General features: G+C 74.0%; 16 protein-coding genes and 1 tRNA gene. 7 read left to right on the forward strand and 10 right to left on the reverse strand.

Annotated features, from left to right (window positions below):
* Positions 1–51: 51 nt before the first annotated feature.
* From GV155_RS02565 to GV155_RS02585, 5 genes are all read right to left on the reverse strand, one after another.
* Positions 52–336, reverse strand: a complete 285-nt coding sequence (locus tag GV155_RS02565; protein ID WP_236553877.1) for a pyrophosphorylase — start codon at positions 334–336, stop codon at positions 52–54.
* Positions 337–604: 268 nt separating this feature from the next.
* Entirely contained in the window at positions 605–1480 is an 876-nt protein-coding gene (locus GV155_RS20935; RefSeq protein WP_160004962.1) for an Imm1 family immunity protein, read from the reverse strand.
* Between the two features lie 263 nt (positions 1481–1743).
* Complete coding sequence (locus GV155_RS02575; RefSeq protein WP_236553879.1) at positions 1744–2235, reverse strand: hypothetical protein; 492 nt, start codon at positions 2233–2235, stop codon at positions 1744–1746.
* Positions 2236–2545: 310 nt separating this feature from the next.
* Complete coding sequence (locus tag GV155_RS02580; protein WP_160004966.1) at positions 2546–3457, reverse strand: hypothetical protein; 912 nt, start codon at positions 3455–3457, stop codon at positions 2546–2548.
* 34 nt (positions 3458–3491) lie between these two features.
* The gene (locus GV155_RS02585) at positions 3492–4418 is read right to left on the reverse strand and encodes a LysR family transcriptional regulator (RefSeq protein WP_160004968.1); all 927 of its coding nucleotides are present in this window, start codon (positions 4416–4418) and stop codon (positions 3492–3494) included.
* A 113-nt stretch (positions 4419–4531) separates the two neighbouring features.
* Between GV155_RS02585 and GV155_RS02590 the strand changes: the two genes are divergently transcribed.
* A complete protein-coding gene (locus tag GV155_RS02590) occupies positions 4532–4708 on the forward strand; it encodes a hypothetical protein (RefSeq protein ID WP_160004970.1) in 177 nt (58 codons plus the stop codon).
* A 17-nt stretch (positions 4709–4725) separates the two neighbouring features.
* Here the strand turns inward: GV155_RS02590 and GV155_RS02595 are convergent, their stop codons facing one another.
* Positions 4726–5706: an MOSC N-terminal beta barrel domain-containing protein gene (locus GV155_RS02595; protein WP_160004972.1), complete on the reverse strand. Its 981-nt coding sequence runs from the start codon at positions 5704–5706 to the stop codon at positions 4726–4728.
* 135 nt (positions 5707–5841) lie between these two features.
* A complete protein-coding gene (locus GV155_RS02600; protein ID WP_160004974.1) occupies positions 5842–6360 on the reverse strand; it encodes a TspO/MBR family protein in 519 nt (172 codons plus the stop codon).
* A gap of 101 nt (positions 6361–6461) precedes the next feature.
* On the opposite strand from GV155_RS02600, the gene GV155_RS02605 reads away from it, so the two are divergent.
* The 4 genes from GV155_RS02605 to GV155_RS02620 all read left to right on the forward strand — a co-directional run bounded on the left by GV155_RS02605 (position 6462) and on the right by GV155_RS02620 (position 10483).
* Positions 6462–6534, forward strand: a tRNA-Thr gene (locus tag GV155_RS02605).
* Positions 6535–6729: 195 nt separating this feature from the next.
* A complete protein-coding gene (locus GV155_RS02610; RefSeq protein WP_160004976.1) occupies positions 6730–7737 on the forward strand; it encodes an extracellular solute-binding protein in 1008 nt (335 codons plus the stop codon).
* On the forward strand, positions 7734–9401 hold the full coding sequence (locus GV155_RS02615; RefSeq protein ID WP_160004978.1) for an ABC transporter permease: 1668 nt from the start codon (positions 7734–7736) through the stop codon (positions 9399–9401). Before GV155_RS02610 ends, GV155_RS02615 begins: the two co-directional genes overlap by 4 nt.
* Complete coding sequence (locus tag GV155_RS02620) at positions 9398–10483, forward strand: ABC transporter ATP-binding protein (protein ID WP_160004980.1); 1086 nt, start codon at positions 9398–9400, stop codon at positions 10481–10483. The genes GV155_RS02615 and GV155_RS02620 overlap by 4 nt, the downstream gene beginning before the upstream one ends.
* Here GV155_RS02620 and GV155_RS02625 read toward each other — a convergent pair.
* The 3 genes from GV155_RS02625 to GV155_RS02635 all read right to left on the reverse strand — a co-directional run bounded on the left by GV155_RS02625 (position 10375) and on the right by GV155_RS02635 (position 13582).
* Entirely contained in the window at positions 10375–13011 is a 2637-nt protein-coding gene (locus GV155_RS02625; RefSeq protein ID WP_160004982.1) for an AMP-binding protein, read from the reverse strand. The genes GV155_RS02620 and GV155_RS02625 overlap by 109 nt on opposite strands.
* Before the next feature lie 155 nt (positions 13012–13166).
* Entirely contained in the window at positions 13167–13313 is a 147-nt protein-coding gene (locus tag GV155_RS02630) for a hypothetical protein (protein ID WP_160004984.1), read from the reverse strand.
* 122 nt (positions 13314–13435) lie between these two features.
* Positions 13436–13582 carry a hypothetical protein gene (locus tag GV155_RS02635; RefSeq protein WP_160004984.1) on the reverse strand — a complete coding sequence of 49 codons (147 nt, stop codon included), beginning with the start codon at positions 13580–13582 and terminating at the stop codon, positions 13436–13438.
* A 183-nt stretch (positions 13583–13765) separates the two neighbouring features.
* Between GV155_RS02635 and GV155_RS02640 the strand changes: the two genes are divergently transcribed.
* Both GV155_RS02640 and katG read left to right on the forward strand, forming a co-directional pair.
* Entirely contained in the window at positions 13766–14197 is a 432-nt protein-coding gene (locus GV155_RS02640; protein WP_236553881.1) for a Fur family transcriptional regulator, read from the forward strand.
* Positions 14198–14277: 80 nt separating this feature from the next.
* Positions 14278–16485, forward strand: coding sequence for a catalase/peroxidase HPI (gene katG / locus GV155_RS02645; RefSeq protein ID WP_160010739.1), 2208 nt, complete (start codon positions 14278–14280; stop codon positions 16483–16485).
* Positions 16486–16508 lie beyond the last annotated feature (23 nt).

The raw sequence follows: 16508 nt of genomic DNA on the forward strand, positions 1-16508 counted from the left end.
ACGAGGGGCGGTGACGGTCCGATGCCGTGCCGTGCTGGGTGTCGCCGTCGGTCAGGAGCCGCCGCCGGCCGACATGATGTTGGCGCTGATCTTGTCGAGCTGCTGGCGCAGGTCGTCGAGCTCGACCTTGGCCTTGTCCAGCGCCGACTTGGCCTCGGGCCAGGTCGAGTTGCGGAACGTCTCGGCCAGCGGGCCGTCCCAGTTGTTGGGGTCGGAGAGCTCCTTGCCCTTGGCGTCGAGCTGGCTGATCTGGTCGGCCAGGCCGCCGTTGATGATGGAGGACATCTGCTGGATGGCCGCCTTGGCGGTTCCGGAGGAGAGGACGCGGTCGGACACGGGTGCCTGCCTTTCGCCGACCCCGTGGGCCGGTCGGGTGAGGACACGGACCCGGCTTCTCCGGATCCGTGGTGCTGCCTTGCGCGAGCAGGGTAAGCCAGGGAACGGGACTTCCGGCCCCCCTTCGGCGGGACCGGTCCTACCCCGTCTGGACCAGGTGGGGCGTCCGGTGCCTCCAGGGGTGAGACGAGGGCTATCGACGGACGGCCGCCTCCGGCTCTCGCGGGATCCTGGACTCATGCCCGGGTGTGGGCACTGCGCGCCGCGGTCAGGCGCCGGCCTTGCGCAGCGCGACCGGGCGGCCCATCTGCTGCGGACGGTCCTCGCGCCACCAGGTCAGCGAGGGGTCCCGCTCGCCTCTCTCCACCCAGGTGCGTACGGCCCGCTCCGCGGCCGCCACGTCGGTGGTCCGGCCGGCCGGGTAGCGGGCACGGGCACCGGCGAACACGAGCGTGACCTCGTCGCCGGTGTCACCGTCGGCCGGGCCGGCGGGGTCGACCACCACGTGCCAGCGGGCCCTGTCGTCGGACTGCATCACGACGAGGCCGTCGGCGGCGCTCCCCCCGACGAGCAGGATGCGTCGACCGTGCCAGATCGCGAGGTAGCTGCGGGCTGCGCCGTCCAGGGCGCGGACGGCCCGGAGCATCGTGGTGGGCTCGGGCTCGACGGCCTCGTACTCGTGCGGCAGGTCGTCCCACTTCGCGAAGTCCCCGACGTCGCGGAAGTGCTGGGGGTCGCGGCCCGAGGGCGGGGCGCCGACCGCGGTGGCGTAACGCCAGCGGCGCTGGCGGAACCACTGCAGGTCGAGGACCAGCAGCATGCCCACGACGTAGCTGAAGAAGAACGCGACGGCGTAGGGAGCCAGGGCCTGGGTGGAGTAGGAGAACCCGGTGAAGAACATCAGGGCCAGGACGCCCGTCCTGGCCCGGGCCGGCAGCGGGTAGGTGAGCAGGGGGGCGAGCAGCGAGACCCCGGCCACGGTCGCGGTGACCCCGGCCGCCCCGTCCGCGACCGCCAGGGGGTGCCAGACCGCCAGCGCTAGGAACGCCGCCCACAGCGGCAGGTCCCGGGCCGGGGCCGGCCGCCGTAGGCGCCCCCCGGGTGGCACGTCGAAGCGGGTCACACCACGGTGCAGGTCGGCCACGACCGGGAGACTAGTGCCGGTCCCGTGGCGGGACACCCGGGTCGTGACCGCGACGACCCACCCCTAGGGCGTTCGCTCCCACCGCAGGGTGCGTCCACCGCGGCTGCGCCCGGCGAGGATGACCCAGGGGTCCCACGCCGGTGGATGCTCTCGCCGTCCACGGTGCGCTCGACGATCCGGGCCCGGTGGTCCCGCTCGCTCCGACAAGGCCACCGGGGAGGCGGCCGGCGCCCCGTCCCGTCGGGATCACGAGCCCGGAGGGGTCACGAGCGCGGAGGGTCGTCGTACATCCCCGTCGGTGCTGTCGACGACGATCGAGGGGCGACACCGTCCTCCTCGGAGCGGCGGCCGGCCAGCACGCTGCGGACCAGCAGCACGGCGAGCAGGAGCGCGGCCAGGGCGGCCGCGATGGCGACTCCCAGCGGGCCCTGGTCGGGGTCACCCAGCTTGCCGCCGTACGGGGACCCAGGGTCGTACCGCACCTCGATCGTTTCGCTGCCGCCGTCGGCCGGGCAGGGACCCGGGGCGAGGCCGGTGGTCCGCCACTCCCGACCGTCGACCTCGTAGACGACGCTGGCGTCGCACCGCTCGGCGCCCGACGCGAGGTCGTCGGTCTCGCCCGAGACGATCTCACCGCTGGTCGCCGCGCTCAGCGCCCGTTCCTCCTCGGCCATGACGTAACCGGCCGTGGCGGCGATCAGCGCGAGGACCAGCAGGAACGCGAACAACCCGGGTGAGCCCGGCCCCCGCCTCACCGGGTCGTCCGGCCGGGGTGGGGTCCTCGGAACGGCTGGTCGCGGGCCACGGGCTGGACGCTAGCGGCCTCGGTAGGCATCGGCGGAGCGGCCCGTCGCGGCGGTGCCGACCGAGCCGAGGCCCCCGGCACTGAGGCCCCTTCGCCACGCAGGCGCCGGACTACCGGGGCGGTGCTGGCTGCGCCGATCTGCTCCAGGAGTGCGTGTCCCGGGTGGGCCGTCACGCGAGGCGGTCCGGGTTGCCGGCGGAGGTCAGCGCGTCCGCACCGAGCGGGCCCTCCTCGACGACGATCAAGCGCCTGGAGCCGGGTCAGTCGGTGCGTCGCAGCTGGGCCGGCTGAGGGTGCGCGTCGCGCATGGTGAGCCGGTACCAGCTCAGTCCCCGGTCGCGGATGCCGTGCGTGATCCAGGTGCGTACCGCGGTCTCGGCCGCGGCGAGGCCGACGACCCGTGCCCGGTCGACCCGGTGGCCCGGGTAGCCGAGCTCGACCTGCTCCCCGGATGCTCCACGCGGCAGCGAGGCGGGGTCGACCACGACGTGGAAGTCCCAGGCCGGCGACAGTCGGCTGTCGGTCTGCTGGACGACGTAACCCTCCTGGTCGCCGAGGACGTCCAGCCGACCAGCCCCGCGATAGACGCTGACGTAGACGTGGTGCACCGAGTCGAGGCGCCGCACGGCGTCGAGAACCACCTCGGGGTCCGGCTCAGCGGCCTCGTACTCGTGGCGGGCGTCCCGCCAGGTGGCGAGAGTGCCTACGTCGGTGCCCTTGCGTGGGTCGTGGTCGACCGGCGGGGCTCCGGCGGCCGTGGCCAGTCGTCGACGCCGGTCACGGCGCGAGAGCAGTGACACCAGGATGGTGAGACCGACCCAGAACCCCATGAACCATGACACCAGCTCGCCGCCCGCGCCCCCGTCGGGACCGCCGAGCACTGCCACGCCCGTCACCGCTCCGACGATGAGGACCGTGAGGCGCACCAGCCCCGGCACCGGGTAGCTGACGACGCAGAGCGCGGTCGCGAGAGCGAGGCAGCCGACGGCCAGCACCAAGGAGGTGCCGAAGGCGACCGGGGCCAGGCCGAGGACCACGCCGACGCCGAGGCCGAGGAAGATCCCCCGCTCGCTGTACCTGTTCCAGGTGCTGACGCGGGCGATGTCGAAGGAGGTCACACCAGGGGGCAGGACCGCGGCGCGGGCTGGGTCGGGAACGGGTTCCTGGGTCACGGCAGCAGTGTGCCGTGTCCGGCGCAGGCGAGCCTCAGCGCGGCGTGACCGGCTCGGCGATCGACCGGATCCGCGCGGTGGCCAGCTCGATCATCAGCTGCGCGGCTGGGCTGAGCACCGCGCCGGCGCGGTGCACGATGGCCAGCGTGTCGTACTGCCGGGGGCGCAGGCTGACGAAGCCGGCGTTGGGGGCCAGACGCGGGAGCAGCTGGTCCACCGCCCCGCGCGGGATGATGGTGTCGGCCAGGCCGCGCCCGGCGAGCTCGACGGCGGTCTCGACGTCCTCGACCTCGATCCGGGTCGTGGGGTTGCGGCCGGTCTCGTGGAGCATCTGGCGGAGCACGATCCGGGTCGAGTCCTCCGCGCGCCAGGTCGTCTCCGGCATCACCAGGGAGGCGCGCGCCAGGCGCTGGGCGGTGACCGGGCTGGTGAGCCGCTCGGGGTCGGCGCTGACGTAGACCAGCTCGTCGCGCGCGACCGGGGTGACCGTCATGCCCTCGCCGGTGAGTCCGGGCACCGCGATCATCGCGGCCTCGATCCGACCCCGGCGCAGGTCCTCGAAGACGTCGGAGGAGTTCTGCCCCACCAGCTCGACGCGCACCCCCGGGTGCCGCTCGAGGACGTCGGCGACCAGGTCGGCCCCGGCGTAGAGGCGGGCGGTGCCGAACATCCCGAACCGGATGGTGCCGGTCTGCAGGGTGCGGGCGCGCTGGACCGCGCGTCGGGCCTCCTCGACGGCGGCCAGCACCTGCTCGGCGTGGGGGCGCAGCGTGTCCGCCACCGTGGTCGCCACCACGCCCCGCCCGACCCGGCGGAACAGCTGGACCCCGAGGGTCTTCTCCAGTGCTCTGACCTGCTCGGACACCGACGGCTGGGCGTAGCCGAGCTCGTCCGCGGCGGCGGTCAGGGAGCCGTGCTCGTAGGTGGCGAGGAAGCAGGTGAGCTGATGCAGGGAGAGCACTCTCACATCATAGGAGATTCCTGGGGCTCCTCAAGGAAAGCAAGGCTGGTCCTGGAGGTTGAAGACGGTCACACTGGGGGAGTCCCCGATCCACCACCGAGGAGGTCCTCACCGTGTTCACCCGCCGTTGCACCACCTGCGAGCGCCGTCAGCTCGTCTTCCCCAGCCAGCTCGCCGGCATCACGACCACCGCCCACGGCGTCGAGGTCTCCTACCGCTGCTGGTGCGGCGACGTGCAGTCCTTCGAGACCGCGCACGTCGACCAGGTCATGCCCCGCATCGCGGCCTGACCCACCTGCGGCTGCCCTCAGGGCAGCAGCCGGGCGCCGAGGCGCAGCGCCGGCCGGGCGACCCGTCGTACGACGGGCCCGGCCACCCGGGCCGCCCGCGGCACCGGGGTCCGGCCGAGCGAGGCCACCTCGTCGCCGACCCGCAGCGAACCGCCGTCCCGCACCTCGGCGTAGACACCCAGGAAGCGGCCCGCCTCGCGGGCGACCGCGCGGCTGACCCCGCGGTCCTCCGCGATCCCGTCGGCCTGGGCGTGCCCGGGCACGACGCAGCGGATCGTCGGCATCGTGACCGACGCCCGGGCGTCCCCGAGCGCGAGGTCGTGGTCCACCCACGCCCGCTCGGGGTACGCCTGCTCCCGGCCGGTGCCGACCGGCTCGAGGAGCGCGGTCGGTCGGAAGCGCCGGACGTCGGCGTCGACCCCCGCCGCCGCGAGCGTGGCCAGGCTGGTGGTGGTCAGCAGGTGCAGCCCGGCCACGTCGGCGAAGGTGCCCGGCGGTGTGCTCCAGACCGCGAGCCGTGCCAGCGTGCGCGCGTCGAGGAACGACGGGTCGGGCAGCGGCTCGTCGGGGTCGAGGCCGAGCTCGCGCCGGATCGCCGCCGCCGTCCGCAGCCCGCCCCGGTGGGCGCGCCGGTCGGTGAGCGGTGGGAGCGGCTCGAGGCGGCTCGGTCGGCCGAGGACCTCGGTGAGCGCGTCGTGGACCCGGGGGTCGGCGCTGCCGACCTCGGCACCGTCGGGCAGCGTCACGACGACCGGCCAGGCACGGCCTGGCCCGACGTCCGCCGGTGGCTCGTTGGTGAAGCGGGCGCGGCAGGTGAGCAGGGCCGGCAGCCGCCGGGCCGTCGCCACCCGCCCGTCCTCGAGGTCGCGCACCGCCCACAGCCGGTCGCCCACGACACCGCGCGGTCCGAGCCGGACCTCGTCGACGGGCCCGCCGCCCATCGACTTCACCGGGTAGCGCCACAGACCGACCACCCGGGCCGCAGCCGCCGCGTTCATGGCCTCAGCCTGCCTGGTCCGGGAGCGTCCTGCGTAGTGACCGCGACTCGCCGGCAGTCCTTGGCTCGCTGACCTGCGGCGACGCGGGGGTCGCGGCGGCGGGACGGGTGTTTGCTACGCGGGACGACCGCGGCCTCAGCGGTTGAGCCACCAGATCGAGGCGTTGAGCGCGGTCGCGAACAGGACCCACGCGAGGTACGGGACCATCAGCCACGCCGCCGGGCGGCTGCGCGGCAGGAAGAGCGCGACGGTGACGACGATCGCGACCAGCAGCACCACGATCTCGACCAGGGCGACGCCGTAGAGGCCGGCGCCGAAGAACAGCGGCGTCCAGGCGGCGTTCAGCACCAGCTGCACCGCCCACGCGGTGGTCGCGCGGTCCCACCCGACGCGGCGCCAGACCAGCCACCCCGCGACCGCGATCATCACGTAGAGCACCGTCCACACCGGCCCGAAGACCGAGGACGGCGGCGCGAAGGACGGCTGGGCGAGGCGGGCGTACTCCGAGCCGGCCGACCCCGCCGCGATCCCGCCGAGTCCTGCGGCCACCGCGACCGCGGCCAGGAACCCGAGCAGGGCGAGCAGGGACCGGGGGCCGGCCGGACGGGGCGCGGTGCGGGTCGAGGTACGGGGCGCGGGGGTCGACGGGCTCACCGGTCGATGGTCCCCGACGGCGGTTTCGCGGCGCACGGTGGGCGTCTGTATGCTCCGGGCGTTGCTCGTCACGGTGCCCAGCGGTGCCGGTCGACCTGCACGCCGCCTTAGCTCAGTCGGTAGAGCGTCTCACTCGTAATGAGAAGGTCGTCGGTTCGATTCCGACAGGCGGCTCCGATCCTCCCCCTCGCGTGGCCGCATTGGTCCGCGGCCGTCGACCCTGTCTGGGGACGGCGTCCCGCGTCGTGGTCCTGGTGCCGTCGGCGACGGCGAGCCCCGGTCGTGAGGCCGAGGCCACGCGGTGGCGCGCGGATACCAAGGGCAGGCTAACCTCACTCCAGCCTGTCCGACCTGACGAAAGCCCTGAGAATGCGCCGTCTGCTGATCGCGATCGCCGCCCTGCCGCTCCTGCCCCTCTCGGCCTGCGGCCTCGGTGGCGAGGAGGCGGACCTGCAGGTCTACTCCGCCCGCCATTACGACCTCGAGGCGGCGTTCGCGGACTTCACCGAGGACACCGGCCTGACCGTGGAGTTCCTCGACGGCGACGACGCCGAGCTGCTCGAGCGGCTCAAGGCGGAGGGTGACGACACCAGCGCGGACGTCTTCATGACCGTCGACGCGGGCATGCTGTGGAACGCCGCCGAGCAGGACCAGCTCGCCGTCATGGACTCCGCCGTGCTCGAGGAGGCCGTGCCGAGGGACCTCCGGGACCCCGAGGGTCGCTGGGCCGGTCTGTCGATGCGAGCCCGCACCGTCGTCTACGACCCCGAGGCGGTCGACCCGGCGGAGCTCGACGCCGCCGACACCTACGCCGGCCTCGGCGACCCGCAGTGGCAGGGCAGGATCTGCATGCGCGACGAGACCTCCTCCTACACGCAGTCGCTGGTGGCGAGCCTGATCGACCTGCACGGCCGTGAGCGCGCCCAGGAGATCGTGGAGAGCTGGGTGGCCAACGACGTCGAGGTGATGAGCAACGACATCGAGCTGCTCGAGGCCATCGACGCCGGTGGGTGCGAGGTCGGCATCACCAACCACTACTACCTCGCGCGCCTGCTCGAGGAGGACCCCGACCTCGGTGTGGAGATCTACTGGGCCAGCCAGGAGGGCGACGGGGCGCACGTCAACATCTCCGGCGCCGGCGTCGTCGCCGAGTCCGACTCCCCGGCCGAGGCCCAGCAGCTCGTCGAGTGGCTGGCCACCGACGGGCAGAGCCAGTTCGTCGACGACAACCACGAGTTCCCGGTGAACCCGGACGTGGCGCCCGAGGAGCTGATCGCGGGCTTCGGCGACTTCGAGCGGATGCCGGTCGACGCCGCGGCCTACGGCTCGCTGAACGCGGACGCGGTCGAGGTCCTCGACGCCGCCGGCTACCGGTGACGCACCCCCTGGCCCGCCTCCCCGGCGGGGCAGGCAGACGCGGCTGGTCGCTGCTCGTCCTCCTCGTCGCGGCCGTGGTCGCCAGCCCCGTGGTCGGGGTCGCGGCCGTCGCCGTGGCCGGTGACGGGCTCACCGCCCCCGGCGGCACCGGCGAGATGATCGCGACCACCGCGCTCCTGCTGGGGCTGGTGGCCGTCGGCACCGGCGTGCTCGGCACGGGGCTCGCCTGGCTGGTGACCGCCTACGACTTCCCGCTGCGCCGGACCCTGGCCTGGCTGCTGGTGCTGCCACTGGCGATGCCGGCCTACATCCTGGGCTTCGTGTTCCTGTCCACCTTCGACTACGCCGGCCCGGTGCAGACGGCGCTGCGGTCGGTGCTCGGCGACGACCTGGGTGTCGGCTCCGACGGCCTGCCGGTCCGCTCGGTCGTCGGAGCCGCCGCGGTGCTGGTGCTGACGCTCTACCCCTACGTCTACCTCACGACGCGGGCGGCGTTCCTCGAGCTGGCGCCGACGGCGTACGACGCCGCGCGCAGCCTGGGCGCCGGACGGGCGCGGGCCTTCCGCGTGGTGCTGCTCCCGCTGGCGCGCCCGTCGCTGGCGGCCGGCCTGGCGCTGGTGATGATGGAGACGCTGACCGACTTCGCGACCGTGCAGTACTTCGGCGTACGGACCCTCTCCGTGGGCGTCTACCTGGCCTGGAAGGGCTCCTTCGACCTCGCCTCGGCGGTCGCGGTGGCCGTGCTGGTGCTGCTGGCCGCGGTCGTGGTCCTCGCGCTGGAGCGGGCGCTGCGCGGCCGGGCCAGCTACGCCCAGCGCGGCGGGCGCGGCAGCGGCCTGGCCCGGCGACGCCTCACCGGACCCCGGGCCTGGGTGGCGACCGGGGCGGCGGCCTCCGTGGTGGCCCTGGCCTTCGCGCTGCCGGTGGTGCGCCTGGTGACCTGGGCGCTGTCCGCCCTGGGCGACGACACCGGGGCCGGGGTCGACGACCGCTTCGCCGACCGTCTCGTCAGCAGCGCGGTGCTCGCGGTGGTCGTGGCTGCGACGTGCGTGACCGTCTCGCTGCTGGTGGCGCACGCGCTGCGCCTGGGTGGCGGCAGGGTCGTGCGCGGAGCCGCGCAGGTCACCACCTTCGGGTACGCCGTCCCGGGCGCGGTGGTCGGCATCGGCGTCCTCGTGGTGTTCCAGGGCGCCGACGACGCCCTGGTCGCCCTCGGGGTCGAGGGCGGCACCGGGCTGCTGGTCACCGGGTCGGTGCTGGGGGTGCTGGTGGCCTACGTCGTGCGGTTCACCGGTCCGGCCTACCAGGCCGTCGACGCCAGCTTCTCGCGCGTTCCCACATCCCTGACGCAGTCCGCGCTGAGCCTCGGCGCGGGTCCCGGCCGGCTGCTGACCCGCGTGCACCTGCCGTTGGTGCGGCCCGGGGTCGCCGTGGCGCTGACGCTGGTCCTCATCGACGCCGTCAAGGAGCTGCCGCTCGTGCTGCTGCTGCGTCCCTTCGGCTTCACCACGCTCTCGGTCTGGGTCTACGAGCTGGCCTCGGAGAACTTCTGGGAGCGCGCCGCGCTGCCCGCGCTGCTCATCGTCGCGCTCGCGGTCCTCCCGGTCGTGCTCCTCAACCACTCCTCGCGTGCGGTCGACCCGTCGGCCCGGGTGGTCCGGTGACCGGGGCGCAGGCCCTGGCGCTGGAGGAGGTCGACAAGCGCTACGGCACGGTGCACGCCGTCCGCCGCCTCAGCCTGAGCCTCGACGCCGGTGAGGTGCTGACTGTCATCGGGCCGTCGGGCTGCGGCAAGTCGACGCTGCTGCGCCTCATCGCCGGCCTCGAGCGTCCGGACGCCGGCCGGGTCCTGATCGACGGCGAGGTCGCCGCGACCGAGCGTCGGTCGGTCCCGCCGGAGGGTCGCCACGTCGGCCTGGTGTTCCAGGACCATGCACTGTTCCCCCACCTCGACGTCGGTCGGAACGTCGCCTTCGGGCTGGCGTCCCTCCCACGCTCGCAGCGGGCCGAGCGCGTGGGGGAGGTGCTCGACCTGGTGGGCCTGGCCCACCTCGCCGGCCGGCACCCGCACGAGCTGTCCGGGGGTGAGCAGCAGCGCGTCGCGCTGGCCCGCGCGATCGCGCCCCGGCCCGCCGTCGTGCTGCTGGACGAGCCGTTCTCGAGCCTCGACGAGAACCTGCGCGCCCAGGTGCGTGCCGACACGCTCGCCGCGCTGCGCGAGACCGGGAGCGCCGCCGTCGTCGTCACCCACGACCAGGACGAGGCGCTGTCCCTGGGAGACCGGCTGGCCGTCCTGCGCGACGGGCGGGTGGAGCAGGTCGCGTCGCCGCGCGAGGTCTACGAGAGCCCGGTCAACCGGTTCGTGGCGACCTTCATGGGGGAGGCCGACTTCCTGCCTGCGCACGTGCACGACGCCCTGCTGACCTCCGAGATCGGCATCGTGTCCACCGTCCCGGGGTGGGCGCACACCGACCACGACGTCGAGGTGGTGCTGCGGCCGCACCAGGTGGCCCTGCGCCCCGATCCGGGCTCCTCGGCGCGGGTCGAGGGGGTCGAGTACCACGGGGCCTTCGTCCTCCACCACGTACGGCTGCCCTCCGGCCGCGCGGTGCGGTCCTGGCAGCAGCACGGCGTGCGTCACGACCCGGGGACGACCGTCGCGGTGGGCGTGGTGCCCGGGTCTCGGCCGGTGCTGCTGTCCGGCGACACCGCGCTGGCGGGTCCGCCGCCGGAGGCGCGGCGCTGAGGCACCGGGTGCCATGACCAGGGCCGGCCGGTCGCCGACCGGGCCGCCGACCAGCCCGCCGACCAGGCGCGCCAGGCGACGACGCCCACGACGAGCGAGGCCAGGACCGCAGCCCACGGCCACCGGTCCTCGAGGTGGGGGTAGACCTGCCAGTGGGTGAGGTAGATCCACAGCGAGGCGGCGGCCGTGGTCCCGACCAGGCGCGCGACCGGGGTGGGCAGCCGGACGGTCGGCACCCAGACCAGGGCGAGCAGGCCGAGGACGACCACCGCCTCCCGACCGGGGTCGGCGAAGAACCCCGGCACGGTGAGCCCGAGCAGGACCGTCACCACGGCCCGGTGCCACCACGAGGTGGCCCGTGCCGCGGCCCAGCCGAGGGCGACCAGCCAGAACACCACGTGAGCGCGGTGGATGTCGTCGCCGCCGCGCAGCTCGACGAGGCCGTACCGCGTGCTCAGCGCCGCCACCGCCAGCGCCACCGGGAACCAGAACGGCCACCGCCGCTCGGCCCGGTCCGCCGCCGGCAGCGCGACCAGCACCGCGAGACCGGCCAGGGTGAGGACGGCGGCCTCGGCGAACCACAGGTGCCAGGCCGGCTCGGCCCACCCGCGGGGCCCGGCGACGCCGTTGAGCAGCAGGACGGTGCGCCAGGGGTACGCGTCGGTCAGCACGGTGACCGCGCCGGCCCACACCACGGTGGGCACGGCGACCCGGAGCGCGCTCCGCACCAGCCGCCGGCACCGCTCGGCGGCCGGGGCGCCGGTGAGGTGGAACCGTGCGACGTTGAAGCCGATCACGCCCAGGAGGACGTGCGCGCCGCCGGTGAGGCTCACCAGGTTGCCGTGGGTCGCCACGACCGCGACGATCGCGACCGCCCGGACGAGCACGCCCGTCTCGAGGGTGCGGCCGCGTCGCCGCGGTCTGGCGGGTCGGCGCCCCGCCTCCAGGTCGCCCACCGTGCACTCGTGCCAGCGGGCCGGGAGGTCGCCCAGCAGCTCCTCGAGGCGCACCGACATCTCGACGTAGGACAGGGAGTCGCCCCCCAACGAGGTGAAGGTGTCGCTGTCGGCCACCCGGTCGCGGCCGAGGACGAGCGCGAACGTGCCGCGTACGTCGGTCCCGGTGTGCGTCCCGCCGGCCAGGGCGAGGACGGCCCGGGTGTCGGGCTTGCCGCTGGGCAGCCGTGGCAGGTCGGCCACCAGGACGACCACGACCGCCAGGGGCGGCAGGGAGGTGGCCGCGAGCACCCGCGCCCGCGTCCGTTCGACCAGGCCCCGCTGGTCGAGCCTGTCGCGGTCCACGACCGCGACGACCAGGCGGTCGTCGTCCGAGGCACAGGCCGCCGTCAGGCCGTCGTCACCGAGCAGGTGCTCGACGCTGTCGAGGTCGACGCGCACGCCGTACAGCTTGGCGAAGCGCGAGGTGCGGCCGACGACCTCGACGAGGCCGGCGGGGTCACGGCGGGCGAGGTCGCCGGTGCGCAGTTCGGTGACCTCGCGGGGGCGCGCCAGGTCGGCGCGCGACGAGGCGTACCCGAGCATGACGTTGGGTCCGGCGTAGACCAGTTCCCCGACGCCCGTGGTGGGGTCGGGGTCGTCGACGCGGAGGGTGCCGCCGGGCACCGGGACGCCCACCGCGCCGGGGTGCTCGCGAGCGAGGTCGGGCGGCAGGTACGCCATCCGGGCGGTCGCCTCCGTCTGCCCGTACATGACGAACAGGTCGAAGCCCTGGCGCTGGCCGACCTCGGCCCAGCGGCGCACCAGGTGGGGTGCCATGCGGCCGCCGGCCTGGGTCAGGTAGCGCAGCGAGGGCAGGGGCCGGGAGTCGAGGCCGACGCGGTCGAGCAGGTCGAAGGTGTGCGGCACGCCCGAGAGCGAGGTGACCCCGCGACGACCGACGAGCTCCCAGAAGCACGGGTCGACCACCGACAGCGTCGTCAGCACGACGGCGGCCCCACGCAGGAGGTGGCTGTGCAGCACCGACAACCCGTAGCAGTAGTGCAGCGGCAGGGTGGTGACGGCGACGTCGGTGTCCCGCACGGAGAGGTAGCCCGCGATCGCCTCGGCGTTGGCCTGGACGCCACCGGCGCCGAGGCGCACCAGTCGTGGCGCCCCGGTCGTGCCCGAGGTGGACAGCAGCAGCGCGAGATCCGGGTGGAGGTCGTGCGTGCTGCCCTCCCGCACCACCTGCAGGCCGCCGCGGCGCACGACCACGTCCGGGTCGTAGGTCTCGACGAGACGCTCGACGGTCCCGGGTGCCTCCTGGGTCAGCAGCACGACGTGACCGGCGGCGAGCGCACCGAGGTAGGCGACGACCGAGGCCACGTCGCGGCCGATGGCCACCAGCACCAGCTGGCGCACCGGTCCGAGGCGACGCCCGACGTCGGCCACCCGGTCGGCCAGCTCGGCGTAGGTGACCTGCTCGTCACCGGCGTCCAGCCCGGTGCCCGTGACGAGCGCCAGGCGGTCGCCGAACCTGCTGAGGTCGGCGACCGACGCCAGGGGCACCCCGGTCGGCCGACGCTCCATGCCTCAAGGATAGGTGAGGCTAACCTCACTTCGCATCGACCCCTCCGGGCGCTGGGTGCCGGCCGTGTGTGCCGACACGCACGAGGCCCCCGCACCGCCATCGGCGGTACGGGGGCCTCGGCCGTCCGCGGGGGGAGCGGACGCGACGTGGTGCGTCAGTTGGTCCGCGTGTTGCGCGACCGGCTGCGGCGGTTGCGACGACGACGGCGGCGACGCCGACCGTCCCGGCTGCCGGTGTCGGTGTTGTCGCCGCGGGCGGCGACGGCGGGGGTGAGGGCGGTGAAGATGCCGGACCTGGCCATGGTGGTGCTCCTTCGGGTTCGTGGTGGGTGCTGCTGGTGGGTGCTGCGGGTCGTGCGGTCCCGCTCCGCGCCGGCCGTGTGGCTCCTGAGGTGAGCCACCTGTCGGGTGCGGGCGGGGCGTGTCAGTTGGTCCGCGTGTTGCGCGACCGGCTGCGGCGGTTGCGACGACGGCGACGCCGGCGGCGGCCGTCCCGGCTGCCGGTGTCGGTGTTGTCGCCGCGGGCGGCGACGGCGGGGGTGAGGGCGGTGAAGATGCCGGACCTGGCCATCGGGTTCTCCTTCGGTGGGTGTGTCCCCGGTGTCCGGGGCTGATGTCGAGAACTCTGACGGGGCTCGGTGAGGTGACCGTGAGATGTCGGTGAGGGATTCCTCATCGACGCCCACCGATGTCCTCCGGAGGCCCGCCACCCCGTTGTCTTGACTCATTCCAGAAAAGCGGGCAGGGTCGAGGGGTGCAGCCGACCCCTGAGATCCAGCAGGCCCTGCGCGGCGCCGAGCTGCGCGTGACGCGGCAGCGCGCCGCCGTGCTGGCCGCGGTCCTCGCCCGCCCGCACGCCGACACCGACACCGTGCTGCGGGCCGTGCGCGACGAGCTGCCGGGGGTGTCCCACCAGGCCGTCTACGACTCGCTGCACACGCTCACCGGCGCCGGTCTCGTCCGCCGCATCCAGCCCGCCGGCTCGGTCGCCCGCTACGAGGCGCGTACCGGCGACAACCACCACCACGTGGTCTGTCGCTCCTGCGGCAGCGTGGCCGACATCGACTGCGCGGTCGGCGCCGCGCCCTGCCTGACCCCCTCCGAGGATCACGGCTTCGTCATCGACGAGGCCGAGGTCGTCTTCTGGGGCACCTGCGGAGCCTGCGGCGCCGCCCGCACCACCTGACCTTCCCGAACCGACCGACCGTCCACCCGAACGAGAGGAACCCCGTGACCGAGCAGAACCACGAGACCCGCGAAGCAGAGATGAACACCCAGGACGCCGGCGGCTGCCCGGTGGCCCACGGGCGGATGAGCCACCCGACCGAGGGCTCGTCGAACGAGCGGTGGTGGCCGGAGACGCTGAACGTCAAGATCCTGCGCAAGCACCACCCCTCCGCCGACCCGATGGGCGAGGACTTCGACTACTCCGAGGCCTTCCAGACCGTCGACCTCGCCGAGCTCCGGGCCGACGTCAAGCAGGTCATGACGACCTCGCAGGACTTCTGGCCGGCCGACTACGGCCACTACGGCCCGTTCTTCATCCGGATGGCCTGGCACAGCGCCGGGACGTACCGCGTGGCCGACGGCCGCGGCGGCGCCGGCGCCGGCATGCAGCGCTTCGCCCCGCTGAACAGCTGGCCCGACAACGCCAACCTCGACAAGGCGCGCCGCCTGCTGTGGCCGCTCAAACAGAAGTACGGCCGCAACCTGTCCTGGGCCGACCTCATCGTCTTCACCGGCAACGTCGCGCTCGAGGACATGGGCCTGCCCACCTTCGGCTTCGCCGGTGGCCGTGCCGACGTGTGGGAGCCCGACGAGGACGTCTACTGGGGTCCCGAGACCACCTGGCTCGGCGACGAGCGCTACACCGGTGACCGGGAGCTCCAGGGCCCCCTCGCCGCGGTCCAGATGGGCCTGATCTACGTCAACCCCGAGGGCCCGAACGGCAACCCGGACCCGCTGGCCTCGGCCCGCGACATCCGCGAGACCTTCGGCCGGATGGCGATGAACGACGAGGAGACCTTCGCCCTCATCGCCGGCGGTCACACCTTCGGCAAGACCCACGGCGCCGGCGACCCCGAGCCCCACGTCGGCCCCGAGCCCGAGGGCGCGGACCTCACCGAGCAGGGCCTCGGCTGGCGCAGCACCTTCGGGTCCGGCAAGGGCCGCGACGCGATCACCAGCGGCATCGAGGTCACCTGGACCCAGACGCCCACGCAGTGGTCGATGAAGTACCTCGAGAACCTCTACAACCTCGACTGGGAGCTCACCAAGAGCCCCGGCGGCGCCTACCAGTGGCAGCCGGCCGACGGTGCGGCCGCGAACACGGTGCCCGACCCCGAGGACGGCTCGCTCTCGCGCCCGCCGACGATGCTCACCACCGACGTCGCCCTCAAGGTCGACCCGGTCTACGAGGAGATCGGCCGCCGCTTCCTGGCCGACCCGGACGAGTTCGCGGACGCCTTCGCCCGTGCCTGGTTCAAGCTGACCCACCGCGACATGGGCCCGATCCAGCGCTACCTCGGCCAGGAGGTCCCGACCGAGGAGCTCGTCTGGCAGGACCGCGTGCCGGCCGTCGACCACGAGCTGGTCTCGGACGCCGACGTCGCCGCGCTGAAGGAGAAGGTGCTCGAGTCCGGCCTGTCGGTCTCCCGCCTGGTCTCGACCGCGTGGGCCTCCGCCTCGACGTTCCGCAACAGCGACAAGCGCGGCGGCGCCAACGGCGCGCGCCTGCGCCTCGCACCGCAGAACGGCTGGGCGGTCAACGACCCCGAGGAGCTCGCGCAGGCGCTGCGGGTCCTCGAGGGTGTCCGCGACGACTTCAACGCCGCCGGCGGGGCGAAGATCTCGCTGGCCGACCTGGTCGTGCTCGCCGGTGCGGCCGGTGTCGAGAAGGCGGCCCGCGACGGCGGCCACGACGTCACCGTGCCCTTCACCCCGGGGCGTACCGACGCCACGCAGGAGCAGACCGACGAGGCCTCCATGGCCTGGCTCGAGCCCACCGCCGACGGCTTCCGCAACTACCTCGGCAAGGGCCAGATGCTGCCGGCGGAGTTCCTGCTCGTCGACCGGGCCAACCTGCTCGGCCTGAGCGCGCCGGAGCTGACCGTCCTGGTCGGCGGCCTGCGCGTGCTCGGCGCCAACACCGGCGGCTCGAAGGCCGGGGTGCTCACCGAGCGCGAGGGCGTGCTGAGCAACGACTTCTTCCGCACGCTGCTCGGCATGGACCTCGAGTGGAGCCAGGTCGGCGACGACCGCGACTCCTTCGAGGCCCGTCGCCACGGCTCGGACGAGGTCGTGTGGACCGGGACCCGCAACGACCTGGTGTTCGGCTCGAACTCCGAGCTGCGCGCGGTCGCCGAGGTCTACGCCTCCGACGACGCCCAGGAGAAGTTCGTGCGCGACTTCGTCAAGGCCTGGGACAAGGTCATGATGGCCGACCGCTACGACGTGGCGGACGCCCGCGCCTGACGCTCCCGTGACGCACGAAGCCC

The sequence above is a fragment of the Nocardioides sp. AX2bis genome (assembly GCF_902506435.1).
GTDB lineage: Bacteria > Actinomycetota > Actinomycetes > Propionibacteriales > Nocardioidaceae > Nocardioides.